17 protein-coding genes are annotated in these 25,885 nt (G+C 67.4%); 6 read left to right on the forward strand and 11 right to left on the reverse strand.

Annotated features, from left to right (window positions below):
* Window positions 1-77 precede the first annotated feature (77 nt).
* Window positions 78-3,080 carry an NADPH-dependent glutamate synthase gene (gene gltA, locus L6Q96_11010; protein MCK6555089.1) on the forward strand — a complete coding sequence of 1,001 codons (3,003 nt, stop codon included), beginning with the start codon at window positions 78-80 and terminating at the stop codon, window positions 3,078-3,080.
* 73 nt (window positions 3,081-3,153) lie between these two features.
* Here the strand turns inward: gltA and ald are convergent, their stop codons facing one another.
* The 5 genes from ald to bioF all read right to left on the reverse strand — a co-directional run bounded on the left by ald (window position 3,154) and on the right by bioF (window position 8,031).
* Window positions 3,154-4,266: an alanine dehydrogenase gene (ald, locus tag L6Q96_11015; protein ID MCK6555090.1), complete on the reverse strand. Its 1,113-nt coding sequence runs from the start codon at window positions 4,264-4,266 to the stop codon at window positions 3,154-3,156.
* 103 nt (window positions 4,267-4,369) lie between these two features.
* Window positions 4,370-5,101: a dethiobiotin synthase gene (gene bioD / locus L6Q96_11020; GenBank protein ID MCK6555091.1), complete on the reverse strand. Its 732-nt coding sequence runs from the start codon at window positions 5,099-5,101 to the stop codon at window positions 4,370-4,372.
* 58 nt (window positions 5,102-5,159) lie between these two features.
* The gene (locus tag L6Q96_11025) at window positions 5,160-5,321 is read right to left on the reverse strand and encodes a hypothetical protein (GenBank protein ID MCK6555092.1); all 162 of its coding nucleotides are present in this window, start codon (window positions 5,319-5,321) and stop codon (window positions 5,160-5,162) included.
* A gap of 188 nt (window positions 5,322-5,509) precedes the next feature.
* Window positions 5,510-6,865, reverse strand: a complete 1,356-nt coding sequence (bioA, locus tag L6Q96_11030) for an adenosylmethionine--8-amino-7-oxononanoate transaminase (GenBank protein ID MCK6555093.1) — start codon at window positions 6,863-6,865, stop codon at window positions 5,510-5,512.
* Window positions 6,865-8,031: an 8-amino-7-oxononanoate synthase gene (gene bioF, locus L6Q96_11035; protein MCK6555094.1), complete on the reverse strand. Its 1,167-nt coding sequence runs from the start codon at window positions 8,029-8,031 to the stop codon at window positions 6,865-6,867. The genes bioA and bioF overlap by 1 nt, the downstream gene beginning before the upstream one ends.
* Window positions 8,032-8,193: 162 nt before the next feature.
* Between bioF and L6Q96_11040 the strand changes: the two genes are divergently transcribed.
* Window positions 8,194-8,547 carry a 2Fe-2S iron-sulfur cluster-binding protein gene (locus L6Q96_11040; protein ID MCK6555095.1) on the forward strand — a complete coding sequence of 118 codons (354 nt, stop codon included), beginning with the start codon at window positions 8,194-8,196 and terminating at the stop codon, window positions 8,545-8,547.
* 275 nt (window positions 8,548-8,822) lie between these two features.
* On the opposite strand, the gene L6Q96_11045 is transcribed toward L6Q96_11040, so the two are convergent.
* Together L6Q96_11045 and L6Q96_11050 are read right to left on the reverse strand one after the other, a co-directional pair.
* Window positions 8,823-10,325 (reverse strand): hypothetical protein, encoded by a 1,503-nt coding sequence (locus L6Q96_11045; protein MCK6555096.1) that lies wholly within the window; start codon window positions 10,323-10,325, stop codon window positions 8,823-8,825.
* Complete coding sequence (locus L6Q96_11050; GenBank protein ID MCK6555097.1) at window positions 10,322-11,248, reverse strand: hypothetical protein; 927 nt, start codon at window positions 11,246-11,248, stop codon at window positions 10,322-10,324. Before L6Q96_11050 ends, L6Q96_11045 begins: the two co-directional genes overlap by 4 nt.
* A gap of 227 nt (window positions 11,249-11,475) precedes the next feature.
* On the opposite strand from L6Q96_11050, the gene L6Q96_11055 reads away from it, so the two are divergent.
* The 4 genes from L6Q96_11055 to L6Q96_11070 are packed head-to-tail and all read left to right on the forward strand — an operon-like array spanning window position 11,476 to window position 18,401.
* Window positions 11,476-11,943 (forward strand): GNAT family N-acetyltransferase, encoded by a 468-nt coding sequence (locus L6Q96_11055; protein ID MCK6555098.1) that lies wholly within the window; start codon window positions 11,476-11,478, stop codon window positions 11,941-11,943.
* A 3-nt stretch (window positions 11,944-11,946) separates the two neighbouring features.
* Window positions 11,947-16,815, forward strand: coding sequence for an NAD-glutamate dehydrogenase (locus L6Q96_11060; GenBank protein MCK6555099.1), 4,869 nt, complete (start codon window positions 11,947-11,949; stop codon window positions 16,813-16,815).
* A gap of 13 nt (window positions 16,816-16,828) precedes the next feature.
* A complete protein-coding gene (locus L6Q96_11065) occupies window positions 16,829-17,584 on the forward strand; it encodes an MBL fold metallo-hydrolase (protein ID MCK6555100.1) in 756 nt (251 codons plus the stop codon).
* 13 nt (window positions 17,585-17,597) lie between these two features.
* Window positions 17,598-18,401, forward strand: coding sequence for a crotonase/enoyl-CoA hydratase family protein (locus L6Q96_11070; GenBank protein MCK6555101.1), 804 nt, complete (start codon window positions 17,598-17,600; stop codon window positions 18,399-18,401).
* 336 nt (window positions 18,402-18,737) lie between these two features.
* On the opposite strand, the gene L6Q96_11075 is transcribed toward L6Q96_11070, so the two are convergent.
* The 4 genes from L6Q96_11075 to L6Q96_11090 form a co-directional block, all read right to left on the reverse strand.
* Window positions 18,738-20,660: a thrombospondin type 3 repeat-containing protein gene (locus tag L6Q96_11075; protein ID MCK6555102.1), complete on the reverse strand. Its 1,923-nt coding sequence runs from the start codon at window positions 20,658-20,660 to the stop codon at window positions 18,738-18,740.
* 490 nt (window positions 20,661-21,150) lie between these two features.
* Complete coding sequence (locus tag L6Q96_11080; protein MCK6555103.1) at window positions 21,151-24,222, reverse strand: DEAD/DEAH box helicase family protein; 3,072 nt, start codon at window positions 24,220-24,222, stop codon at window positions 21,151-21,153.
* Window positions 24,223-24,439: 217 nt separating this feature from the next.
* On the reverse strand, window positions 24,440-24,613 hold the full coding sequence (locus L6Q96_11085; GenBank protein ID MCK6555104.1) for a hypothetical protein: 174 nt from the start codon (window positions 24,611-24,613) through the stop codon (window positions 24,440-24,442).
* Window positions 24,614-24,651: 38 nt separating this feature from the next.
* Entirely contained in the window at window positions 24,652-25,767 is a 1,116-nt protein-coding gene (locus L6Q96_11090) for a hypothetical protein (GenBank protein MCK6555105.1), read from the reverse strand.
* Between the last annotated feature and the right edge of the window lie 118 nt (window positions 25,768-25,885).

Below are 25,885 nucleotides of genomic sequence, written 5' to 3' on the forward strand. Positions count from 1 at the left end.
GTCTTCGGTGCGCCGGCACCCACCCGTCTCCCGCCCGCCCTCCAGTAACCTCGTTGGCGAAGGCCTGTCGAGAAGACATGTACAAGATCGTCCGACGCGAAGCCTTCTCCGATACGACTTTCCTCTGGGAAGTCCTCGCCCCCGATGTCGCCCGCGCCGCACAGCCGGGACATTTCGTAATGGTCCGACTGCACGAAGGCTGCGAGCGCATTCCGCTCACGGTCGCCGATTACGATCGCGAGCGCGGCACGGTGACCGTTGTCGTCCAGGCGCTGGGCAAGTCGACGCGCGAGATGATGGAGCACTACGCGGGCGGCGACACCTTCAGCGACTTCGTGGGACCGTTGGGTCAACCCCAGCACATCTCCCACGTGGGCCATGTGTTGCTCGTCGGGGGCGGACTCGGCGTTGCGCCCGTGTATCCGCAACTGCGCGCTTTCAAGGAAGCCGGTAATCGCACCACCGGCATTGTCGGGTTCCGGCGGCGTGATCTGGTATTCTGGGAGGACCGCTTTCGCGGTTACTGCGACGAGTTGATCGTCTGCACGGACGACGGCAGCTACGGACGCCCCGGCCTGGTGACCGCCGCTCTCGAAGACGTTCTGAAGCGCGACCGGCCCGACCTGGTCGTGGCCATCGGCCCGCTGCCGATGATGAAGGCCTGCGCCGAGGTGTCGCGGCCGTTCGGGGTCAAGACACTGGTCAGCCTCAATGCCATCATGGTCGACGGTACCGGCATGTGCGGTTCGTGCCGGGTCACCGTCGGCGGCCAGGTACGCTTCGCCTGTGTCGACGGGCCCGACTTCGATGGGCACGCCGTCGACTTTACCGAGTTGACGATTCGGCAGCGCCGCTTTCGCGGCCAGGAGTCGCGGGCGGGGGAAGAGTACGAGCAACTCTGCAACCTGGAGAAACAGCTCTTCGCGGAAGAGAAGCGCAACTACAAGAAGATCAAGGACCTCGCGCCGCGCCAGACCGCGATGCCCGAGCGCGACGCCGCCGAACGGTCGAGCAACTTCAAGGAGGTCAACCTCGGTTACACGCTCGCCGATGCGCTTGCCGAGTCCGAACGTTGCATCCAGTGCACCAGGCCGACGTGCATCGCCGGCTGCCCGGTGGCCATCGATATCCCGCGCTTCATCCGTCACCTGATCGTGCGCGACATCGACGGGGCGCTTGCCGCAATCCGGGAGAGCAACGTGTTTCCGTCGGTCTGCGGCCGCGTGTGCCCGCAGGAGACGCAGTGCGAAGCGCAGTGCATCATCGGCAAGAAGGTCGAGCCGGTCGCTATCGGCCGCCTCGAGCGTTTCATCGGCGATCGCGCCAAGCCGCCGCGCGGCGAGCCGCCGCGGTTCGCGGATGGTTGGTCGCTGGGTAAGGTCGCCGTCGTCGGCTCGGGTCCGGCCGGCCTGTCGTGCGCCGCGGACCTTGTCCGCTACGGGGCCCGGGTGACGATCTACGAAGCGCTGCACGTCGTGGGCGGCGTGTTGCGTTACGGAATCCCGTCGTTCCGGCTGCCGCGCGAGATCATCGACCGCGAGGTGGAGTATCTGCGCGAAATGGGCGTGGCGATCGAAACCAACAAGGTCATCGGGAAGACCTTCACGATCCCGCAACTGCTCGGTGAGATGGGCTACGATGCGGTGTTCGTCGGCGTCGGCGCCGGAGCGCCGACGTTTCTCGGCATTCCCGGCGAGTTTGCCTGCCAGGTATACAGCGCCAACGAGTTTCTGACGCGCGTCAATCTGATGGGCGCGGACAGTTTTCCGTACCTCGACACGCCGCTCGGGGTCGGCAAGAGCGTGGTTGTCATCGGCGCCGGCAACACGGCCATGGACTGCTTACGGGTGTCCAAACGTATCGGCGCCGAACGGGTGCGCTGTGTTTACCGGCGCACCGAGGCGGAAGCCCCCGCGCGCGTCGAGGAAATCCGGCATGCCAGGGAGGAGGGCATCGACTTCTTCTGGTTGCACGCGCCGACGGCGATTCACAGCGACGCGGACGGTAACGTCCGCGGCATGACGGTGCAGAAGATGGCGCTGGGCGACCCCGACGAGTCGGGTAGGCGCAAACCCGTGCCGGTCGACGAGTTTGTCGAGCTCGATTGCGATACCGTGATCTACGCACTCGGGACCAGGGCAAATCCGATCGTCACCCAGTCGACCCCCGGCCTCGGCCTCAACCGGCGGGGCTACATCGTCGCCGACGACGCCACGCAGGCCACCAACCTGCCGGGGGTATTCGCCGGCGGCGACATTGTCACCGGCGCCGCGACCGTCATCCTGGCCATGGGTGCGGGCCGCCGCGCCGCGCGCGCCATCGGCGCCCACCTGAGCGGCGGGCGCACGTGGCCGCTGTCGAAGGAGCAGGTCGACGCGTTCGCGCCGCGTACCCCGCTCGGCCCCGCGCCCGTCATTACGGCTGGCGCCGCGTCCGAGCCAACTGTGCGCGCCTGCCCGAAATGCCGGCGGCCTATGGACGACGACGAGGAGTACGTGTGCTGCGCGACCGCCACCCTGGCGTGGCGGTGCGAGCAGTGCGCCAAGGTCTCCGAGGGCTTTGCCTTCCCGTACGGCATGTGCCCGGCTTGCGGCGGCAAACTCGCGATGGTGACCGAGCGCGATGTGACCGGGCCCGAGGCACACGACGCCATCCGTCTCGCTTTCGAAATCGAACTGGGTGGCATGGCGTTCTACGCGCGGGCGGCCGCCGAGACCGCGGACCCGGTGCTGAAGAATCTATTCGAGAAGTTCGCGGCTATGGAGCACGAGCATATGGCCACCCTTGCCCGCCGTTATCACGTCGAAGTGCCGGCCCCGTCGGACAGTTTTGCGATCGAGCGCGCGGCGATCTATGCAGGCATCGCGTACCGAGCCGAGGACCCCGCCAACCTGTTCCGTATCGCTATCGCGTTCGAAGAGCGGGCCGTGCGCTTCTTCACCGAGCGGCAGGAGAGGTGTCCCGAGGGCTCCGTCGAGCGCCAGCTTTACCGCGAGTTGGCGGCCGAGGAACGCGAGCACGTCGAGACGCTGACGACGGAGTTGGCGCGCTGGCGCGCGGGTAAGCCGGGTTTGCTGTAGCGGGCGGGGATTCCCGCCCGCCGCACTCGGACTGGATCGAGAGGGCAGGGCGTTGTGGTCGTGCCGGGACCGCTCACAGCAACCTCTCGATCGCGGTGTGTTCCAGATCGAAGGCCGCCGCGACGCCGGCGTGGGTGATGCGTCCGGCCATGACGTTGACGCCGCGGCGGAGCGGCTGGCTTTCCTGCAGGGCGCGGCGCGGGCCTTTTTCCGCCAGCTCCAGAGCGTACGAGAGGGTGGCGTTGGTGAGCGCGAAAGTCGAAGTGCGCGGCACGATGGCCGGCATGTTCGTCACGCAGTAGTGCACAACGCCGTCGGTCACGTAAATCGGCGCGTCGAGAGTCGTCGGCCGCGCCGTCTCGACGCAGCCCCCCTGGTCGATCGAGATGTCGACAATTGCAGCCCCGGCCTTCATTGCGCGCACCATCTTGCGCGTCACCAGCTTCGGCGCCTTGGCGCCGGCCACGAGGACCGCACCAATGACGAGGTCGGCCTCGACCACTTCTTCTTCGATGTTGGCGCGGTTCGACATCACTGTCGTGACATGCCCACCCAGAATGTCGTGCAGATAGCGCAGGCGCGCGGGGTTGCGGTCGATCACGCTGACGTTGGCGCCGACACCGTGCGCGATCATGCAGGCGTTGGAGCCGGCGATGCCGCCGCCGAGAATGACCACCTTTGCCGGCCGCACCCCCGAGGCGCCGCCGAGCAGGATGCCGGCACCGCCGTTGGGCTTCTGCAAACACCAGCTTCCGAATTGAATGCTGAGTCTGCCGGCAACTTCGCTCATGGGCGTGAGCAGCGGCAACGAGCCGTCGTCGATCTCGATGGTTTCGTAGGCGATCGCCAACACCCGCTTCGCCTGCAGAGTCCGTGTCAGGTCCGCACTCGCCGCCAGGTGCAGATAGGTGAAGATCGCCAGTCCCTCGCGCAGGTAGCGGTACTCGCTCGGCATCGGTTCCTTGACCTTGAGGATCGTCTCGGCGCTGCCCCAGACCTCGCGCGCAGACGCAACCACCCGCGCCCCCGCAGCACGGTACTGCGCATCGGGCATGCCGCTGCCCATCCCCGCCGCGCGCTGTACCAAGACCCGATGCCCGTGGGCCACGAGCGCACTCACGCCAGCCGGCGTCAACGCGACTCGATTCTCCTCCGCCTTGATCTCTTTCGGCACGCCAATGATCATCCCTGCCTCCGGTGTCGGAACCGCCCGTTGCGCATCGCCTTTCCAACCGTATCCCGCTTTTCTGCCGTGAAGAAACTCCCCGCCGCACCTGCGGCCGCAGACCTCACGCCCGCGTCAACGCCGCAAGGCGGACGTGCCGGCGGAACAGCCCGGCCAGACGGTCCCGGGCAGCGGCAGTAGGGGACACGTCGCCCAGATACGGAACGACCCCGAGCGGGGGTCCAAGCCACTCGCCGAGAACGTCGACGTTGGTCTGCGCGGCGATGTCGACCGCTGCCGGCGCCGGAAAGTTCACGACATAGCCGAGCACGGACAACCCGAGTGCACGTGCGCTGCGCACCGTGAGCAAAGCGTGATTGATCGCGCCAAGACGAGAGGCCACAACCACCAGGACCGGCAAACGCAGCCGGACAGCGAGGTCGGCGAAAGTCAGGGAGTCGGTCAGTGGTACCAGCAGTCCCCCCGCCCCCTCGACGAGAGTCACGTCGTGCGCCCCGACAATCCGCGCGTGGGCCGCAACGATCGCATCGAGATCGATTCGTACCCCGGCGCGCCGGGCGGCGAGGGCCGGCGCCAGCGGCTCGGGCAATGCATACGGACAGACGTCGCCGAGATCGGCCGAGCACCCGGAGAACCACGCGAGCCGATGAGCGTCTTCGGCGCGGCGCTTCCCGTCGTTCCCGAGGTCGCAGCCCGTCTCGGTCGGCTTGAAGACCCCCACGCGGTGGCCCTCCGCCACCAGGGCAGCAGCCAACCCGCAGGCTACGGTGGTCTTGCCGACACCCGTGTCGGTGCCGGTGATGAAAATGCTTTGGGGATGGACGGTGCCCGTCATGCACGGGCGCCGTACCGCAAGGCGAGAAGACGGAACGAAGCGAAAACTGCGAGAGCTCTTACGCCAACACCGACCAGACGGCAAAGCCGATCATACCCCAGAGCCCGAGGCCGATCGCTACCGCGTTGACAAACCCGGTCAGAGGCACGTCGGTCGTCTGATCCGGCGAGGCATCGTTCTCCGTCGTGAAGCGCCGCAGTTGGTCGTAAGTAAGCTGCATCGCACGTCCTCCTGCCAGAAACTAATGCAACCATCATACCTCTTGCCGAAAGCTCTCAAGTCGCATGGCATATCGCCCGTCGCGGTAAACTAAGCTCTCGAATTCACGACAGTTGCACGGATATAAAGTGCAACAGCCGGGAAACGGCGAATTGGTCGCCGCCGGCGAAAGAGTGACGATGCGTCGAGTCATTGCCGTTCCGTAACGGCGACAATGGCGTCGCGGATTACCGTGCAGAGCGTATCGAGTTGGGCGGCGCTCAGGCAAAGCGGCGGCATCAGCACGATAACGTTTCCGAGCGGGCGCAGGAGGACGCCGTGGTCGCGCGCCTCGCGGATCACCCGCATACCGATCCGCGCTCCCACGGGATACGGCCGGCGCGCGGTTCGATCCTCCACCAGTTCGATGCCGACCATGAGGCCCCACTGGCGCACATCGCCGACGTGGGGCAGCGGGGCGAACTCCCGCTGCAGCCGCGCGGCAAGCTCTGCCGCCCGGGTGCGCGTCGCCGGCAGGACGCCGTCCCGCTCGAAGACGTCCAGGCTGGCGAGTGCGACGGCACAGGCCAGCGCGTTGCCCGTATACGTATGACCGTGGAAGAAGGCCTTGAACTCGTCATAGGGGGCAACGAAGGCCTCGAACACCTGTTCCGTCGTCAGCGTCGCGGCCAGCGGCAGGTACCCGCCGCTGATGCCTTTGCCGACGCACAGGATATCCGGCGCGACATTCTCGTGCTCGACGGCGAACATGCGCCCGGTGCGGCCGAACCCGGTCGCCACCTCGTCGCAAATCAGTAACGTGCCGTGGCGCGCCGTCAGTTCGCGCAACGCGCCGAGGTATCCCGGCGGCTGCGCCCACATGCCGGCGGCACCCTGCATGAGCGGTTCGACGATGAGCGCCGCAAGGCTGCGCCCGTGCTCGGCAAACAGAGCCTCGGCCGCCGCCACCGCGGCCGCCATGGCGGCGTCTGGCTCCATGCCCCTACCCCAGCGGAACACGTGCGGCGGATCGAGCTTGTGGCACGGGAAGAGCATCGGCTTCAGGAAGCGGTGGAAAGCTTCGGAGTAGCCGACGCTGACCGCGCCCACCGTATCGCCATGATAAGACTCGGTCAGCGCAGCGAACTGCGTACGCGCGTGGTCACCGCGCAGTTGCCAGTACTGCGCCGCCATCTTCAGCGCGATCTCAACCGCGGTCGCCCCGGCGTCGGAGTAGAATACCCGCGTCAGGCCGGAGGGAGCGATCTCGACCAGCCGTCTCGCCAGGACCACCGAGGGCACATTCGCGAGACCCAGCAGGGTGGAGTGGGCCACCCGATCGAGCTGGGCACGCAGCGCCGCGTCGAGCGTCGGATGCCGGTGCCCGTGTACGTTGCACCACAGCGACGATACGCCGTCCAGGTAGCGGTTGCCGTCGACGTCGAAAAGATACGGCCCCTCGCCACGCGCGATCACCAGCGGCTCCTCGGCCAGCCATTCGTCCATCTGGGTGAACGGGTGCCACACGTGAGCGTGGTCCCAGCGGGCCAGCGTAGCGCGGTCCATCAGTCGGCCAGAGTGCGCGCCCGGTCGAACGCGGCAAGGGCGACCCGTAAGTCGTCGGCGTTGTGGGTGCTCATGACGGTGGTGCGCAGGCGCGCCGTTCCCTGCGGCACTGTCGGTGGCCGAATACCCTGGACGAAGACGCCGGCGGAGAGCAGGTGCTCGGACATGCGCATGGTTAGAGCCGAGTCGCCGACGAGGACGGGCACGATGTGGCAGGGCGACGACCCCACATCGAATCCGCGCGCGCGCAGGCCCGTCGCCAGCAGCTCCGCGTTGGCCGCTAACTGCTCCCGCCGCGGTTCGTCGCCGCCGGCCAGATCCAGGGCCGCGAGGGCCGCCCCGACCACCGGCGGCGGTAGCGCCGTGGTGTAGATGAACGATCGCGCCACGTTGACGAGCAGGTCCACGACCGGGCGGCGCGCGGCGACGAATGCGCCGAACGTTCCCAGCGCCTTGCCGAGCGTGCCCATCTGCACGGTGACCCGTTCCTCCAGACCCTCGGCGGCGACGACGCCGGCGCCGTTGGGCCCGACACAGCCGGTCGCGTGCGCCTCGTCTACCATCACCATCGCTCCGTATCGCTCGGCCAACTCGCAAATCGTCCCGAGCGGCGCCGTGTCGCCGTCCATGCTGAAGATCGAGTCGGTTACCACCAGCCGGCGCCGAGCGCGCGAGCGGGCGAGCTGCGATGCCAGAGCCTCCATGTCGCAGTGCGGATAGACGTTGACCTCCGCCCGCGACAGACGGCACCCGTCGACGATGCTGGCGTGATTCAGTGCGTCGCTGAACACGGCGTCCTCCGGCCCTACCAGTGCGGCGATCGTCCCGATGTTGGCGTGGTAGCCCGACGAGAACAGCAGCGCCGCCTCAGCGTGCTTGAAGGCGGCGAGGCGTTCTTCGAGACGCTGGTGCAACCTCGTCGACCCGGAGATGAGCCGTGAGGCGCCGGCGCCGAAACCGTAATCCATGGCGGCCCGTACCGCCGCCTCCTGCAGCGCGGGATGGTTCGCCAGCCCCAGGTAGTTGTTCGAGCAAAGCAGCAACACGCGCCGTCCGTCGATCGTTACCCAGGCATCCTGGGGGCCGTCGATCGGGCGCAAGCGGCGCGTCAGCCCGGCCTCGCGCCGTGCCGCCAACTCCCCCAGCACGAACTCGTGCGCCGACATGAAGAATCGACCATTAGTCGCCACGATCCGGACTGTCAACGCGGCCGCAAGGGCCATCTTGCCTTTTCGCCTGCCATCGGCGACCGTACGCGGGTGGAGCGGCGGTGTCGGCGGCGAACATCGCCGGCCGGCATGACGGTTTCGACGGTGTGGGCGACACGCATGGCTAAGATACGAGTCATCTTCGAGAACGGCGATCCCGAACGCTTCATCGAGTACGATCCCGCCAGGGCGCCGTTTCAACACGACGGTAAACCCGGATCCATACTGGACGTGCTGCTCGGGCATGGGATCCATATCGAACACGCCTGCGGCGGCAATTGCGCCTGTACGACCTGCCACGTGATCGTCAGGCAGGGCTATGAATGCCTGTCCGAACCCCAGGAGAACGAACTCGATCTCCTCGACAAGGCCCCGGGCCTGACGCCGACATCGCGCCTCAGCTGCCAGGCCCTCGTCGGCGACGCACCGGAAATCACGGTGGTCGTCCCCCGATTCACGATCAACCAGGCCTGACCCCGCGAGGGCGTACCCGTTACCTTGCGGCGTCGTTCCCGGTGCTGCTGAAACTTCGCACGTTGCCGCAGGGCAGCATCGCTCGCGCGCCCCTCGGCGGGCACGTGCAGCGGTCACTGCTGCCCCGGGGCAGCACGCAGGGCAGATGCGCTGTTGCCGGCGCATCCGAGGCGGTCCTGGCGGATGATGGCCTGCCGCGCGGCCCGAAGTCGAGGGGTCGCGCCGGTCGAGTGTCGATCCCAACCAATATGCGCGGGGACCGATCTCGCCGATCCTCAGGGCAGATCGATCGTGGCCGAGCGGGCACCTTCCAGGTACGGAAGGTTGCTCGAACTGGACAGTGCGCCGGAGCCCGGTACGGTGAAGCGATCGATGACCAGGCCGATCACCGGTACGTCGACGCCCCGGACAATCGCGTGCACGGTCTCCGTGCCGGCTGTGCTGCGCCGCAGCGGCGGAATCGTGCTGAAACGGCGTCTCGAGTAGCAGTTAAGGGGGATGGAGCCGGAGAAGGAATTCTCCCATTCGTTGATGACCGCGAACTGCACGGCTGTCGATGCCGCCACCTGGTTGAGCAGATCTTCGGAACAAGGCACCAGAATCAACTCGCTGTCGGAGCCCGACTGACTCGTCAACGCCTGGAAGTGCAGTCGATCCGGGCACGATTCGTACTGGATGCCGTCGAGACGGATGGCGCCCGTGTACGGCCCCGGAGAAAGCCGGCGGAACGCGTTGGCATTGTAGCCGACGGTCTGGAGATTCGTGTCCGTAACGATTGCCCGCCCCTGCAAGACATTGTGGGCGGCGGGATCGCCGGACTGTGTCGCCACAACGCACTTGAGCTCCCCCTCGCCGGTAAACGGGGGCGCGAGGCGGATGCCGCCGCCGTTGAGGCCGGTGCTCGCCAGCCACGACACCGGCTGCTGGGGTGTGAGCGCGAGACGGAAGCCGAGTTCGTTGCAGGTGACGCTCGTGACGTAGAAGCAGTACACCGACACCGAAAGGTTACTCAGATTGACCAATTCCAGTCGGGTCTCGACCGTGGCCGACGTCTGCACCAATGGATACACCACCAGGGCTGCCGGCAACTTCTGCGCCGGGGGCACGCCGGCTACCTGAAAACCCGTCGGGTCCTGCACCGCTTGCGGCGGTGTGTTCGTCGGCGCGGGCACGGCCGTGAAGGTCGGCGTCGCCGATGCGCTGGGGGTCGCACTGGCCGTTGCGGTGGGAATCGCGGTCGGCGTGGAGGTGGGGATTGCACTCGGCGTCGCCGTTGGGATCGGTGACGGTGTGGCGGTCGGTACCGCTGTCGCACTGGTAGTTGGGACGGCGGTTGCCGTCGGAGTTTGCGTCGGGGTCGACGAGCTGGAAGCCGTCGCCGAAGCGGTCGTCGTCGAGGTGGGCGTTCGGGTTGCCGTATGCGAAGGGCTGGCAGTTGGCGTCAGGGTTGGCGACGAGGTTGCCGACGCTGTCGGCGTCGCCGTGCCGGTGGCCGTCCGGGTGGCGCTGGGTGTCGGCACGGGGGAGTGGGTCGGGGTAAAAGTCGCGGTGGCGGTGGGGACGGCGGTCGCAGTCGACGAAGGGGGCGCGGTTGCCGTCATCGTCGGCTCCAGGGTGGGGGTCAACGAGGGGGCGGTGGTGGGCGTGGCCGACACGGTTGCCGCCACGCGCGGTGTCGGCGGTGGCGGCCTCAGCACCGGCGTCGGCCCGATCATTTGCGCCAGCATCTGGTACAAGATCGCCAGATACGCGCTCAGGAAGCGCAGGAACTCGATCATGGTCGCTCCGGAAACACGACCGTGGCCGAGCTGCCGCCCTCGAATGACGGTTCGTTACCCGCCATGCCGACGAACCCGTCGTAGGGTACCGCATCCACGACCAGGCCCAGCAGCGGCCCGCCGACACCGCGTAGAATCAGGTGAGCGGTATCGGTAGCGGCAATGCTGCGGAGTAACGGATCGGCAACTTGCGACAGCACCCTCCGATCGAAGCACGTGAAACCGTACGAGGCGGAGTAGGTCTGTTCGAACTCGTTGACCACCAGCACCTGGACAGTCAGAGTCGTCGGCTTTTGCAGTAACAGGTCCTCCGTGCAGGGCACCACGACCACCTCGCTGGCGGCCAGGGAGGTTTCGGTCAGCACATCGAAGTGCAGCCTGCGCGGGCATTGCGCATAGGCCGACCCGTTCAGGTTGATCGTTCCCGTATAGTCGCCGTCGCTCAGGCGTTGGAAAGCCACGGCCCCGTACGACAGGGTGCGTCCGTCAAGGCCGAACGCCGTGGCCCGCCCTTGTATGGTGTTGTGATAAGGCGCTTCGGGACGAGGCGGAACGACCACGCACTTGAGTTCGCCTTCACCCCAGAACGGGGGTGCCGCGCTACCGCTGGTAAGGTCGACGAGGCCACTGCTCGCCAGCCAGGTGAGCGGTTGATACGGGGTGAGGATCAGCACGAAGCCGATCTCCATGCAGGCGCTGCCCTCGACGAAAAAGCACTCCAGCTCCTGCGGATTACCGCTGAGGTTGACGATTTCTATGCGGGTGTCGCGATAACCGGTGGATTCGATGAGCGGAAACACGAGGAATGCCGAAGGTAGACCCTGAGCCGGCGGACCCGCGCTTACCGGTGAGACAATCCAAAGCAGAGCCACGAAAAGGGCGACCGCAAAGGCCGCCGATTTAAGGCCCGGGCGTTCAATCATCGTCCACCACCACACGGCCCGATGCTAGACCCCACCTACCGTCAAATCAACTCAAAATACCCCGCGGTAGGCCCGGGGGAGGGTCGTTTGTCTTGCATTGCTTGCTTCTGCCTCGCTTCCGGCTATTTCCCCCTCGCCGCGCACCGCCGCCATCATTGCACCCGGTCCTCCGGCTCCCGGGGCTTGACCGCGTTGCGCGAACGCGTCACGTCTGGCAAGCCCCTGCCATGCCCACCCGGCTCCACATCCGGCGCTGCCGCCGTACCGATCTCCCGGCCGTGATGCGTTTGCTTGCCGCCGCCGGGACCCCACTGCCGGTACCCGACCGGCGCACGCTGCACCGGTTCCGCCGCCTGGTGGCCGATCTTGGCAGCGACCTCTATCTGGCCCTGGTTGACGACGACACCGTCGGCCTGCTGCACGTCACTTACGCCCGCCAGCTTGTGCGGCCCCCGCTGGCACGGGTCGAGTGCCTGCTGGTCTCGCCGGCGGCCCGCCGGCGGGGCATCGGCCGGGCGCTGCTTGGTTTTGCGGAAGATCGTGCCCGCCGGCGGGGATGTGGCGCGATTCGGTGGAGCCTGCCGGCCGAAGATCCGGCCGCGCGTCACTTTGCGGAGAACGCCGGCCTGCTGCACACTGAAACTACCGTTTCCCGTCCCCTGCAGGCGGCCGGGAACGACCGTAAGCCGGAGTGACCCGTGGCTGAACTGTCCAAGGCAATTGCTCGTCTGATGCAGGAGCGGGAACGAACGCGTCCCGCCAGTACGGTCGAGTCCCCTCAGGTTCGAGCCGTAGTCGAGCAGCTCCGTGGCGCCGTGGTGCCCATGGACAGACCGCTGGTCGAGGCCTTCGCCCGCCAACTGCTCGATCACCTTGGTCCCGAGAGTCCTGACGGTGGCGACAGCACGTACCGCCTCGCGCTGGCCCGCTCCGCCTACCGGCTCGCCGCCGACCCCGAGGCCACCGAACCGCGAGTCCGCATCTTCGACCCGGACCTGTCCGGTGAAGGATGGGGCGTTCCCTGCACGGTGGTGCAGACGCTCATGCGCGATCGGCCGTTCATCGTCGATACGGTTCGCGAGACCCTGCGCGAGGCCGGCTGCTCGTTGCGTCGAATCGTTCATCCCGTCCTGATCGTCGAGCGCGACCCCCACGGGGCGCTGGTCGCCGTGCCGCCACCCGGAGCGCCCGGGCAGCGGGAGTCCTTCGTCCACGCGGAGGTCGACCGGGTTGGCGACGCCGAAGCGCTGACCGGGCGCCTGACCGAGCGGCTGCAGGCGGTGATCGCCGCGACCGACGACTACGGGGCCATGCGAGCGCGGGCCGAAGAACTGGCGGCGGCGCTCCGCGGCGGCGCGCTGGCACGTCCCTGGCGGGAGTATGCCGAAGAGACGGCGGCCTTCCTCGACTGGTTGGGGCAGAAGAGTTTCGTCTTTCTCGGCTATCGCGAGTACCAGTTCACCGGGCAGGGCGCGCAGAGGGCGGGCGTGGTGCGCCCGGGTTCCGGCCTCGGTATCCTCCGCGACGACCGGCGCTCGCGGCGCGCCACGTCGCAACCGCTGGGGGAAGACCTGCGCCGCCAGCTCAACGAGCTGCCGCTCCTGATCGTCTCCAAGACCACCGCCGAGAGCCCGATCCATCGCCGCGCCCACATGGACTATATCGGCCTGAAGGAGATCAACGCCAACGGCATGGTCGTCGGCGAGCGCCGCTTCCTCGGTCTGTTCACCGCCAAGGCGTATGCCGAGGATCCGGCCGCTATTCCGCTGCTGCGCGAGAAGCTCGCCGCGGTCATCGAGGCCACCGAGGCCGCGCCGGATTCCCACGACTACAAGGCGATCGTTCGAACCTTCAGCGAAATGCCCCGCGTTGCCCTGCTGGCCAGCTCGGCTCGCGAGCTAACCGTCGACGTGGCCGGCATCGTCGCCGCTGCCGACAGCAGCGAAGTGCAGGTCCTCGCCCGTCCCGATGCGCTCGGTCGCGGCGTCTTCGTCACGGTGCTGGTTCCGCGTTCCCGCTTCTCCGACGCGCTGGCCCGCCGCATCGAGACGACGCTGGCCACTACGCTGGACGCCACCGCCGTGCTGGCCGACCGGCTCCTGCTCGACGACAGCGCCCAGGTGCGCGTGCACTTCTACTTTGCCGCACCGACTTCGAGCTTGCGCAACCACCCGGCACCGGAGTTGCGCCGTCTCGTGAGCGCCTTGCTGCGTACGTGGGACGACCGGCTGCGCGAGACGGTTGCCGCAACGGCCCCGGCCGACCTCGCGCCGACGCTGCTCAACCGCTACCTCCCGGCTTTCTCCGAGCCCTACAAGGCCGCCACCGACGTTTCTCTGGCCGCCCGCGATATTCGTCACCTGGAGGCAGTTCGCAACACCCGTTGTACGCAGGTGGCGATCGCCAATGACAGCAGCGTCGGTGCCGGCCGCTGGACGGCCATTACGCTTTACGTTCCCGGTCCGGAGCTCGTGCTGAGTGAGTTCCTGCCGGTCCTCGAGAACCTCGGTCTTCGTGTCTCCTCGCAGGATACGCTCGAGGTCGACGTTCCCGATGCGGGGCCGGTCCGCATCCACACGTTTCTGACTCAGGATGCGCGCGGTACCATCCTCGATGTCGCCACGGTCGGTCCACTCCTGGAGCCGGCGCTGCTGCTGTTGCACGCCGGCCGTGTCGACAACGATCGCCTGAACAGCCTGATCGTGACGGCGCGCCTGACCTGGCGCCAGGTCGACCTGCTGCGCGCCTACGTGTACCACGGGGTCCAGCTCGGCAGTGCCCCGAGCCTGCACGCCCTCGTGCAGGGGCTGGTCGCGCATCCCGGGTTGGCCCGGCTGCTCTGGGATTACTTCGCCGCCCGCTTCGATCCGGCGCTGGAAACCTCGCCGCGCGAGCGCGCGACGAGCACTCTGGCGGCACTCGATCAGCAATTCCTGCAGGGCCTCGACGACGTGCAGAGCCTTCCGGCCGACCGCGCGCTGCGGGCGCTGTACAGGCAAATAGCGGCGACGCTGCGTACCAACTACTTCGCGGGTGCCGGCGCCGCCGAAAACGGTACGCCGTCCCCCATTGCCCTCAAGGTAGACCCGCGTGGCATCTCCAACGCGCCCCCGCCGGAACCGGTGGCGGAGATCTTCGTACACGCTCTCAACGTCGCCGGCGTCCACCTGCGCGGCGGCGCCGTGGCCCGGGGTGGCATCCGCCTCAGCGAACGCCCCGACGACTTCCGCCGCGAGATCCTCGATCTCATGAAGACGCAGACGGTCAAGAACGCCGTCATCGTTCCCGCCGGAGCGAAGGGCGGCTTCGTCGTGCGCCGGCGCGCCGACGGTCCCGCGACGGCGGCCCAGCACGAGGCCGCCTACCGTACGTTCATCGGCGCCCTGCTCGACGTCACCGACAACATCGTCCAGGGCGGAGTCGTGGCCGCCCCGGGAGTCCGGTACGACGAGGCCGACCCCTACCTGGTGGTTGCCGCCGACAAGGGTACGGCGGGCTTCTCGGATCTGGCGAACCGCATCGCCGCCGAGCGCGGATTCTGGCTGGGGGACGCCTTCGCCTCGGGCGGCTCCCGCGGTTACGACCACAAGAAGCTCGGGATCACGGCGCGCGGTGCGTGGGAGTGCGTCCGGCGCCATTTCCGAGAGTTGGGCCGCGATGCCGACTCGGAATCCCTTACGGTCATCGGCATCGGCGACATGGGCGGCGATGTCTTCGGCAACGGTCTGTTGCTCTCGCGCCGCCTGCGGCTGCGCGCCGCGTTCAACCACGCCCACATCTTTCTCGATCCGGAGCCGGACCCGGCCCTGGCGTTCGCCGAACGCGAGCGCCTGTTTCACCTGCCGCACTCGAGCTGGACGGACTACAACCCGACCCGCCTCAGTGCCGGCGGCGGCGTTTACGCGCGGGCCGCAAAGCGCGTTCCGCTGAGCCCCATCGCCAGGCAGATGCTCGACCTGCACGTCGAACATCCCTCGGGGGAGGATGTCGTGGCCGCGATCCTGCGCATGCCAGCCGATCTGCTCTGGAACGGCGGTATCGGCACGTACGTCAAAGCCGGCGACGAACCGCACAGTGCGGCCGAGGACCCCGCCAACGACGCGGTGCGGATAGATGCCGCCGCACTGCGGGTGGCGGTGGTCGCCGAGGGCGGCAATCTGGGTTTCACCCAGCGCGCTCGCATCGAGTTCGCCCTGCGCGGCGGACGCATCGACACCGACGCCATCGACAACTCCGGCGGCGTCGATCTGTCCGATCACGAGGTCAACCTGAAACTCGCGCTGGCTGCCGCCGTCGAGGGAGGCCAATTGTCGCTTGCCGAGCGCGACCGGATCCTCGCCGAACTGGTCCCGGAGATCGTTGGCCGCGTCCTCGCACACAACGGCCGGCAGGCGCTCGTGCTCAGTGTGGACCAGATTCGCAGCCAGACCCGCCTGGCCGGCTTCCGCACGCTGGTCGCCGAACTCGAAGCCGGCGGCCATCTCGATCGCCGCCGCGATCGCCTGCCGGATCGCGAAACGCTGCGCGATCGCCGAGCGACGTTTCTGGGTCTGACGAACCCGGAGCTCGCCGTGATACTGGCGCACACCAAGCTCGATTTGCAGCAGCGGCTGCTCGCGTCGTCGCTGCCCGACGAACCGTTTGCCGAAACCTATCTCCGTGGCTACTTCCCCGATCCCATCAACCGGCGCTTCGGGCAGGGTGTCCGCAGCCATCGACTGCGCCGCGAAATTATCGCCGTCGAGATTGCGAATGCGGTCGTCGACCGCATGGGGACGACGTTCGTGACCGGAGTGGCGCACGATACGGGCGCCGCTCCGGTAACCGTCGTCCGCGCCTGGGCGATCGCCGCGCAGGTGGCGGACGCGGCTGCGCTGTGGACCGACCTCGTCGCCCTCGATCCCCCCATGCCCGTGCCCGCCGAACGCCAATGCTGGTTGGCTCTCGAGGCCGCGCTCGAACGGGCGGCGAAATGGGTGGTCGAGCGTCAGGCGAGCGATCTGCCCGCCACGGAGGTCGTCACTCAGCTCGCTGCCGGTGCCGGCGATCTGTCGAGGATCGTCGGCCTCTTGCCCGCCCCGCCCGCTCCAGCGCTGCTCGATTCGCTCGCGGCAATCGGCGTTCCGCGGGCTCTTGCCGAACGCCTGGCGGCGCTCGACCGGCTCGCGGACGTCTTCGAGGTCGGCCAGATCGCCCGTGACCTCGACCTGCCGCGCGACCTGGCCGCCGAGGCGTACGCACAGGGATCGGTCGTTATCGACCTCGACTGGTTGCGCCGGGCGGTCGCCGCGCTACCGGGCGAGGACCGGTGGGAACGCCGCGCGGTCCAGGGCCTCGCAGAGGATGTAGCGCGGATGCGGCGACGTCTGACCCACGAGATCCTCGCGCATCACGTCGCCGGCGCCACCGTGGCCGAGTGCGTCGACTCGTACGTCACGGCGCATCAGGGGCGGATCGACCAGGTGCGTGTCACGATCGACGATCTCAAGAGCGCCCCCCACGCGTCGCTGTCCGCGGTGGTGGTTGTCGTCCACGAGCTCGGCCGGCTGCTGGCCGGACGTGAATGAGCGGAGTCGCGGCGTGAGCGGTACGAACGGATCGACGCGCGTCACGTTTCTCGGCGCCGGCGATGCCTTTGCGGCCGGCGGCCACTTCCATGCCGCCTACCTGGCCGAAGGCGACGACGCGACCGTGATGCTCGACTGCGGCGCGACCAGCCTGACGGCGATCAAACGCCTCGGCCTCGACCTCGGCCGCCTCGACGCCATCGTCATCAGCCATCTGCACGGCGACCATTTCGCGGGCTTGCCTTTCCTGTTCATCGAGTTCAAGTACCTGCAGGCCCGCACACGACCGCTGCGCATTGCGGGCCCGCCGGGAACCCCGGAACGCGTGCGGCAGCTCTTCGGCGCCATGTACCGCGAACTGGCCGGGGAGGCGCTGCCCTTTCCGCTCGAGTTTGTCGAACTCCGTCCCGGCGTGCCGGCCGAAGTCGGAAAGGTTCGTATCGAACCCTTTCGCGTTCCTCATCAGGAACGCGACATCTCGCTCGGGGTCCGCGTCGGGATCGGCTCGGCAAACATTCTCTACTCGGGCGATACCGGCTGGACCGAGGACCTGATCCGGTATGCGGAAGGCACCGACCTGTTCATCTGCGAATGCTGCTTTTTCGAAACCCGCACCCCGACGCACCTGGACTATCCGCGTATTGCCGAACAGCGCCGGCGTTTCGGTACGCGGCGCCTGGTGTTGACGCACCTCGGAGACGAGGTGCTGGCGCGCCGGGGCGAGATAACGGAAGAACTGGCCACCGAAGGCCTCGTGGTCCAGGTATAAGGAGAACCAACCGATGTCCGAACGAATCACCGTGAACCGAACCGGCGGCGTGGTCGAGGTCCGCATGAATCGGCCCGACAAGATGAACGCCCTCGACCGCGCGATGTTCGAGGGACTCGTGGAAGCCGGTAAGGCGCTCGTCGGCGATCGTTCGGCGCGGGCGGTTGTGCTCTCGGGCGAGGGCCGCGCCTTCAGTGCCGGTCTGGATTTCATGAGTTTTATGGCGATGGCCGGCGACGCCGACCCGGGTGAAAGTCTCCTTCGTCGCGAAGGCGACAGTCCCGCGAACTTCGCGCAGCGGGCGGCGTGGATCTGGACGGAGGTGCCCGTACCCGTGATCGCGGCCGTGCACGGCGTCGCCTTCGGCGGCGGCTTCCAGATCGCCCTTGGCGCCGACATCCGCATCGCCGCACCCGACGCCAGACTCTCCGTGATGGAGATCAAGTGGGGTCTGGTCCCCGACATGGCCGGTACTCAGACCTTGCGCCGCCTTGTCCGACTCGACGTTGCCAAGGAACTGACCTTTACCGGCCGCATCGTTTCGGGGACCGAAGCGGCAGCTCTCGGCCTTGTGACCCGGCTCGATACCAACCCGCGCGAGGCGGCCCTTACTCTCGCCGGCGAAATCGCCGGGAAGTCGCCGGATGCCGTCCGCGCCGCCAAGAAGTTGCTCGATCGGTCCGGGGTAATCGGTGTCGGCGAAGGTCTGCGCCTCGAGGAGGAGGTGCAGCGGACACTCCTCGGAACCCGCAATCAGATCGAAGCCGTGCAGGCCAACCTGCAGAAGCGTCCGCCGGAGTTCGACGACCCGGCGTAGCTCCGATGCTGAGTGTTTAGGCGCCGTCATGCCCGGCGGACATCCTTCGCTACGGCCAGTTTCGACTTCTTTGTGTGGCGCGAGGACTTCGTCCGTCAGGTCGAGTTCACGGTTCTTGCCGATGCGTGCAAGGTGCGAAGAAATCAGGCGGCGGCTGGAGAGGCGAGCCTGCGGGTCCTTGCCTTCTTCCGCTGGCCCACAGTGGTTGTCTTCGGAGTAACAACCGGGAGCAGAAACCTGTCGTGCTGGTGGGCACGGCAAACGCACGTCCGGTACGTCCGGTACGTGCAGCGGCCGGCAGGGTGGGCTTGAGCGCGGGTGTCTTGCGACGGCGGCTCACTCGCGGCAGCGCGCCCGTGTGGCCGTGACCACGCATGCCGGCGGACTGAACTCGTGCTCACCGCACTGCCCGGCACTCTGGAGTGCAGTGTCGCCGAGCGCGACCGCGATGCGCAGCGGCCCGACGATCGGGCCGTACGTCCCGTCTCGACCCTTGATCAAGAACTTGACCCCGTTGAACGCGGCGGTCCGGTCGAGGAGGGTGGCTCGGAAAACGCCAAGACCGGAGCCGGGCATGCAGCCCGGCGGAATAGCATCCGTTGCGTTTCCGTATCGCTGCCGCGTGAGCGTGGAACTCGCTCGCCATCCGTCGGTTGCGCCGCAGTGTGTGCCGATCGCGCCGCCTGGGATGAAGTGGTCGAGGATGACCGCACCTCCCGCACCGACGTCGAGAATCTGCAATCGCATGCCGCTGCCGATGGCGTCCAGCGGCGGAACCGGAAGCGCACCCGGAAACGCAAGTGTGCCCCTGAGGGTCAGTCTGTCGTCGTTGGCGCCGGGACCGAGTCGGATGGAAGCATTGGGAGCCATGATGGTGACGCCGCCGGTGCAGACGTCGCAGTCATCCCCGTCGCCGTCACCGTCGGTATCTGTCTGGGCGGGGTTGCCGACATCGATGCAGTTGTCGCACGCGTCGCCGACTCCGTCGGCGTCGCCGTCGGTCTGGGCCGGGTTCGCGGTGGCGGGGCAGTTGTCGAGCGGGCAGGTAGTCGCCGGATAGCCGGAATCGCCGAACCCGTCCCCGTCGGTGTCCGTGCACGTGTCGCAGGCGTCGCCGGTTCCGTCGCCGTCCGCGTCAGCCTGACCGGCGTTGGCGTCGGCCGGGCAGTTGTCGCACACGGTGCCTACGCCGTCGGCGTCGGGATCGTCCTGATCGTTGTTCGCCACGGCCGGGCAGTTGTCGCAGGCGATGCCGACGAAGTCGCCGTCCGGGTCCATTCCCAGAGAGACGGCGTCGACGTCGTCGGCGGGGAGGAGTCCCAGCGCTGCAGCCGGCACCACCGCGAATGCGGCGCACGGCAGGGCGGGCGGAAGGAAGAGCAGAAGATCGGCGGTTGACCAGGCGCAGAGGGCGAGCGACGGGGAGCCCGGCGCGAGGGAAAACGCGATGTAGGCGCCGCCGGCGCCGACGTCGAGGGCGTCGATGGCATCGCACACCGGCGGGGCGCATCCCAGGGGTCCGCCGACGAGTCCGAGCGCACCGGCGGCAACGGCCACCACCGGCGGCCCGCCACCCGGTGGGACCATGAGGACGTCGGCAGGCGAGGCGGTGGCCGCGGCCAGCGTCGGAGAGCCGGGCGCGAGCGTCAGGTACACCGCCGCGGTCAGAGCGGCTCCGCCGTAGACGAACGATGCCGGGCACATGTCGAGCGTGACGATGTCGTCCGTCGGCGGCGGCCCGAGTTCGGCCAGCCCGAGGCCCGGCGACGCGGGCGGCCCGCAGGGCGAGTCGGCGGCTCCATTGCCGTCGAGGTACGTTACGTTCAGGAGTGGCGGCGGTGGCGGCGGCGGGAAGAAGGCGGCGTTGAAGACGTCGGCCTGGGCCTGCCCGCCGGCGGCCTCGCAGGTTGCGAAGGCCGGCGGCGGTGGCGGCGGACCTACCACCGCGGCGCCCGCCGAGGCGGGCGTTACGGAGAAATAGATTTGCGCCAGCGGACCCGGAGCAGCGGCGGTTCCGGTCGAGATGCCGCTCAGGATATCGCCCGGACCGAGGCCGAGCGCGGCCGCCGGGATGCCGACGACAGGTGGGGCGAGGCCGGGGCCGGGCGGCGCGGCGGGGATCATGACGTCCGCAGGCCCGGCAGCGCCGAGGCCCGGGGAACCCGGTGGGAGACTGAACGAGGGACTCGTCGCGTGGCTCGGGGCAGCAGCCAGAACAGCGATCACGACGCCGACACGACTCGCGAACGCGCGGAGCATGGCAACCTCCGTATGACCGACGATGTAACTGTGCAGTACGTCGCGCCGTCAGTTCATGTCAAGGTGCCGTGCACGACCATAACTCCGCTCTAACCCGCCGGGTCGTAGGCGCGACCCCTGTCCAGCCAGCGTTTCCGGCGCCGGCTCGCTCGCCCAACGGGCGAGAATCTCCGCTCCGATATGGAACATGGCGCGTCGAGTCCCGCCCTTTCAGGGCTCGGTGTCCACGCTCGCCTTGACCCGGGGGCGTTGCCCCGGGCTGATGCCTTTTGCCCCTTCGGGGCGTGCGCGCGAGCCGACGTTCCATCCGATGCTCAGGCCCGAAGAGACGGCCATTCGCCAGCCCGGGGCAACGCCCCGGGGAACGATTCAAAGACCGGAAGCCGAACCCCCGAAAGGGCGTCATGCGACGGCGAGCCACATCGCACCGGGGCCTGCACACACAATGGCCGGCGTCCTTTCGCAAAAGAACCGTCCCTTAAGAGCGGAGTTATGGCCTCATCTGCCCACTGGCCAGGTGCTCCAACTCCCGCCCCAACACCTGCGGATCGCGGCACACGTGTAAACCCCATCGCCCTTCACGGCCCCAGTTGTTCACCGCTGCCACCCAGCGCCGCGCGGCCTGATGCTTTGCCCGATCATGGTTGTCCTCGTAGCCCTTGATCTCCAGCAGCAGCGTCACGCCGCTGCTGAGGCGCACGAGGTAGTCCGGCAGGTACGCGTGACTGACTCCGAGGTGCTCGTACGGAATCGCGCATTCCAGGTGATCGTTGCGCGCATAGAACGCCGCATGCCGTGACTGCTCCAGTCGAAACGCGGCCGACTGCTCCCACGTCGCAGTGTCAGACACGACCTGGTTGATGTGGCTCTTGCCCGTCGGATCGCAACGCCGCGTGGTCTTGAAGTCCACGCCGGCCGTCGAACCGACCGGCTTGTAGCGGTTCAAGATCGGCAGCAGCGGCGGCTCGCCCTGCGCGTCGTCGGGTTCAATCGCATCGATGAACCGCTCGGTGATGCGCCTTACGTAGGTTTCCAGTCCCAACTCGCTCGGATTGCACCCGTGCCAATCGACCTTGCGGGCGACGTATTCGTCGACCAGCCGCAGCACCTGAGGGAACAACTGATGGCGCGAGCGCAAGCGCAGCTTGGGCTTGCCGTCGCCGGCGCCTTCGCTCAGCGCCCACACAACCTGGCGCGCGATCTCGAACTTGATCGTCTGCCGATGCGTGCTGGCGTAGAACGCCTCCCGATCTTGTTCGACGAACTCGAATCCACCACCGACCGACGGACGCCCCACCTGATACCCGACCTGCGGCTTCACAAACACCGCGGTCGGAGTGCGATTGGGCTCCAATTGGAGCGACTCCATCGCGCCGATGTCGGCCTTGATCAGGTTCTGCCGCAGCGCGAAGGCGTATCCTTCGACTACCGGGAAGCGAATCTCGAAGTGCCTGCGTTCTTCCAGGGCGCGCACCTGGTTCTTCGGCTTGTCCTCCGGCGCCGGTTTCTTCGTCTCGCGGCCCTTGAACGGAATGATGGAGAACGGAATCCCGTAGACGTCGACATACTCCGGCGTGAGCAAACCCGTCTGCGGGTCGGGCGTGTAGTCCATCCGCCGCAACCCGCGACCGACCACCTGCTCACACAGAAGCTGGCTGCCGAACGCACGCAGGCCCAAAATGTGCGTGACGTTGTTCGCATCCCAACCCTCGGTCAGCATCTGCACGGACACGACACAGCGCACCTGCTCGCCGGGTTGGCCAGTCCTGCCGACGGTGGCGACGATCTCGCGCAGCGCCTCGGCCGCCTCGCGCCGATTGGCGTTCGGGTGTTCACTCTCAGCCTCGGCCAGGAGCTTCGAGTCGATGCGTAGCGCCGCGCGGAAGCCCTCGCGATTGGAGAACAGCTCCGGGAACAACTTGCCGTTCCCGTACACCGTCTTCGTCTTCGCCCTCTTCTTGCGACGACGACCTCCGTTCGTCGTGTCCTCCTCGTCCCCCTCGTCATCGTCGTTGACGGCATCAACCGCCTCTTCGCCCGAGATGTTGCGGTAGAAAAGCTCGGCGATGTCGGTGTTGTCGCAGACAATGATCAGCACGGGCGGCGTGTGCTCCTTTTCGGGGGCGGCGTCGCGGATGTACTCGAAGCGCTCTTTCCACTGACTGGCGAGGGTGATGAGCGCGTCCTCCGCGTCGCGCCACACGACCTCGGGCTTCGGCTTACCACCCGGCAGCCGCTCGCCCGGTTCGAGCCCCTTGTTGATCGTTTCCCACAGCCGAAAATACTTCGGTTCGGGTCGGCCGGTCGTGTCGCTGACCGGCAAGCGCGGAATTTTCACGATGCCCGACTCGATCGCGTCAACCAAACCGAAATCGCTCACCACCCATGGAAAGGGGGAGCCCTCGATGTAGCCGCTGCCCTGGATATAGAACGGCGTGGCCGACAGGTCGGCGCAGAACTTGATCCCGCATGCCCGGTTGATCCGGTCGAGCCCGGAGATCCACACCGTGGCTTCTTCGCGTTCGGCTTTCTCGGCGGCCGACAGCCGTGCGGTCTCCTCCACCGGCGCCGGCCGATAGGCATGATGCGCCTCGTCGTTCAGCACCATGATCGGCGCGCGCTCGTACAGATCGCCCAGCACACGCCGCGCGAAGGCCTCGGGGCTCTCCGCGCCTTTGTTCACCACCGCGTACGTCTTGCCGCCTTCGCTGTGCGGCGACTCGGGGGCAAACAGGTGCCAGTTGGTGACCAGCACCTTGCCTTTCTTGATCTCGGGCATGAGTTGCGCCGGCACGAGATCGAAGGCGGCGTAAAAGTTGTCGTCGTTCTCCGCCCGCAGCACTTGCAGGCGTTGCTTGATCGTCAAGTTGGGGCAGACCACCAACACGGCCGAGGGGAACCGCTCGTCGCCCGGGACGCGTCCGCGGTTGCAGAACGCCCACGCCACCAGCATGCCCATCACCACCGTCTTGCCGCTGCCGGTGGCCATCTTGCAGCCGTAACGAGTGAGGCGCGGCAGCCCCGGTTCGTTCGGCGTATCCACCAGGCTCGGGAAGACGCCGAGTGCGGTGTGCGTCACGACAGACGGTCGCTCGTTGGCACAGAGCCGCTGATAGTCCTCGACGCTCAGCGCCGGCCGCCAGCGCGGACGCTTTCCCGAGGCGAGGATCTCGGCGAGGTAGATGATGGTCTCCACCGCTTCGCGCTGGCAGAAGAACAAGCGCCGCGGCCGATCCGCGCGGGTCCAGTGCGCGAGCAACTGCTTCGTCACCGGCGTGGCGCCTTCGTAATTGGCCTGACGCCAGCGTTTCACGTCCTCGCGCAGCGCGTTCACCAGCGGCAGATCGTCGCGTTCCTCCTCGGCAACGAACTGCATCTGCACCTGCGCGCTACCGGTGCGCTGTGTCTTGTACCAGTAGCTCGCCGGACGCCGTCCCAGCATCCGCTGCGCCTCGCCCGTCGCCGTCGAGTACACCCAATGCGCGGTCGGCTCCTCGTACGGGTTGCAGATGATCGGTTCGTTGACCGGTTGAACCGGCAGCAGTTGTTGTTGCGGCTTCATGGCGGGGGAACTTGTGCCAGGTCAAAGACGTCGAGCGCGACTGTTCGGGCCGGGCGGCCTGCGCCATGTGCCAGTTGCCGGATGCGCTCGGTCGTCTCACGCGAGAAAGCCGGCTCTCCGCAACGGGCGCAGAGATGGGCTGGGATGTGTTCCGCCAACACCCGGCGGCCACCGCTGCCCTGGGACCGGGCAAAGCGACGCGGCGCGCAGGTGCGGGCTACTTGTCGCGCGACTTGTCCGGCAGGAAGCGCACCGACACGTGGTCGCCATCCCGAGTGACGACCGGGCGCTCGGGGCGGCCGGACTCGGAGATAAACCGCTCCAGGTCCCGAGCGGTTTGATCGAGTCTGCGGTTCAGCTCCTCGACGCTGATTTGCGTGTCTCGTGCCATTCCCTCCTCCGTATTTGTACGATAACACAGCGGCGACCCTAATGTCTCACGTTTCCGCTGCCCGCCTCGGTTGCATCACCAGCCACTGCGGCTGTGGCCGACTGCCTCAGCCGCGCCAGCAACAAGAGTAGTGTGGACGAAAACGGTCCGGCTAGAGCGGAAAACTGATCCAAGACTTCAGCCTCGGCTACTGCTCTGCTCCGGAGGATACCCTCCCGGTTCCGGTGAATATTGAGCACGGCAACCGGGCGTTCGTCACGCAGTTGCATAAGCGGAAACGACACGAAGCTGCGTACCGATTGCTGGCTGCGGAAGTACTCGTCGACCTGATTGCAGACGCTTTCGCTGAAGTCGCCCTTTTCCCGGCACCATTGGCCGAGGGTGCGGGTGTCGGCGTAAATGTCCAACACACGCTCGCAGAACGCCCGCGGCGCTCCGGGTAGCACGCGACTACGTCGCCCATCCGGGCTGCGCTTGATGCGGGGTAGAGGCAGTGCCATCGGCTGCAAATCCCTATCGGGGCCGTACCCTTTCGCTTGCGTGGTGGTCGACAGCTCGACACGCAGCTCCAAAACCCCATCCAGGGCGGCCAGGTCGGTTTCGGGTTCGGCGAACCGTAGGCGTTCGGTGAGCGCGGCCTTTGCGGAGGCGACCAGTTCGTTAGGTCGAAACAGCATAATGTTGGCCGCGTACACCACGTCGGCCGGCCGGCCGTCGAAGTCGTGGGCTAGCGCCGCTACTTCACCCAGGACGATGCGGATTGCCCGCTCAACGGCGTCCTGGGGCAGTTCGGCAGGTGGCACGCTCAAGACGTCCGTGAGGACCTCGCTACAGTGCCAGTACAGTTGTCGGAAGGTCGATAGGAATCCCGCCGGCGGCAGCGTGCGAATCAGTTTGACGAGATCGTCAGAGCGGCGTGCCAGCGTCTCCTCGGACTCCCTACGGGCAGCGTCGATGGCTCCCTGGCGCAAGAAGAACAGCAGCGCCGTGGCGATCGCGGTGCCCCAGAACAAGCCTGGGTGCCACGGAATCGCATCGCCAATCCACGAAAAGGGGAACGCCGCACCTATCTCCGCGCTGTAGACAGAACCGAGCGCGCCCGCCAACAGGCCCAGTAGCGTGACACCCGCAGCGTAGACAGGACGGCGGGACACTCGGCGGTGCCAACGTTCGCGAGGTGCCGGCGGCGGAGCTGAGGAGTTCGACACGCGCCGTCTTTGGCCCGCCCGCGGTGGTTCTGTCAACCCCGCGGGTTGCGGCGCTGCCACCCTT

Source organism: Candidatus Binatia bacterium (assembly GCA_023150935.1).
Lineage (GTDB): Bacteria > Desulfobacterota > Binatia > HRBIN30 > HRBIN30 > JAKLJW01.

What these genes read in the sequence shown, in the direction of transcription:
- gltA (MCK6555089.1), top strand. Translation starts at nt 78, where the DNA reads ATGTACAAGATCGTCCGACGCGAAGCCTTCTCCGATACGACTTTCCTC.
- ald (MCK6555090.1), bottom strand. Translation starts at nt 4,266, where the DNA reads ATGATCATTGGCGTGCCGAAAGAGATCAAGGCGGAGGAGAATCGAGTC.
- bioD (MCK6555091.1), bottom strand. Translation starts at nt 5,101, where the DNA reads ATGACGGGCACCGTCCATCCCCAAAGCATTTTCATCACCGGCACCGAC.
- L6Q96_11025 (MCK6555092.1), bottom strand. Translation starts at nt 5,321, where the DNA reads ATGCAGCTTACTTACGACCAACTGCGGCGCTTCACGACGGAGAACGAT.
- bioA (MCK6555093.1), bottom strand. Translation starts at nt 6,865, where the DNA reads ATGGACCGCGCTACGCTGGCCCGCTGGGACCACGCTCACGTGTGGCAC.
- bioF (MCK6555094.1), bottom strand. Translation starts at nt 8,031, where the DNA reads ATGTCGGCGCACGAGTTCGTGCTGGGGGAGTTGGCGGCACGGCGCGAG.
- L6Q96_11040 (MCK6555095.1), top strand. Translation starts at nt 8,194, where the DNA reads ATGGCTAAGATACGAGTCATCTTCGAGAACGGCGATCCCGAACGCTTC.
- L6Q96_11045 (MCK6555096.1), bottom strand. Translation starts at nt 10,325, where the DNA reads ATGATCGAGTTCCTGCGCTTCCTGAGCGCGTATCTGGCGATCTTGTAC.
- L6Q96_11050 (MCK6555097.1), bottom strand. Translation starts at nt 11,248, where the DNA reads ATGATTGAACGCCCGGGCCTTAAATCGGCGGCCTTTGCGGTCGCCCTT.
- L6Q96_11055 (MCK6555098.1), top strand. Translation starts at nt 11,476, where the DNA reads ATGCCCACCCGGCTCCACATCCGGCGCTGCCGCCGTACCGATCTCCCG.
- L6Q96_11070 (MCK6555101.1), top strand. Translation starts at nt 17,598, where the DNA reads ATGTCCGAACGAATCACCGTGAACCGAACCGGCGGCGTGGTCGAGGTC.
- L6Q96_11075 (MCK6555102.1), bottom strand. Translation starts at nt 20,660, where the DNA reads ATGCTCCGCGCGTTCGCGAGTCGTGTCGGCGTCGTGATCGCTGTTCTG.
- L6Q96_11080 (MCK6555103.1), bottom strand. Translation starts at nt 24,222, where the DNA reads ATGAAGCCGCAACAACAACTGCTGCCGGTTCAACCGGTCAACGAACCG.
- L6Q96_11085 (MCK6555104.1), bottom strand. Translation starts at nt 24,613, where the DNA reads ATGGCACGAGACACGCAAATCAGCGTCGAGGAGCTGAACCGCAGACTC.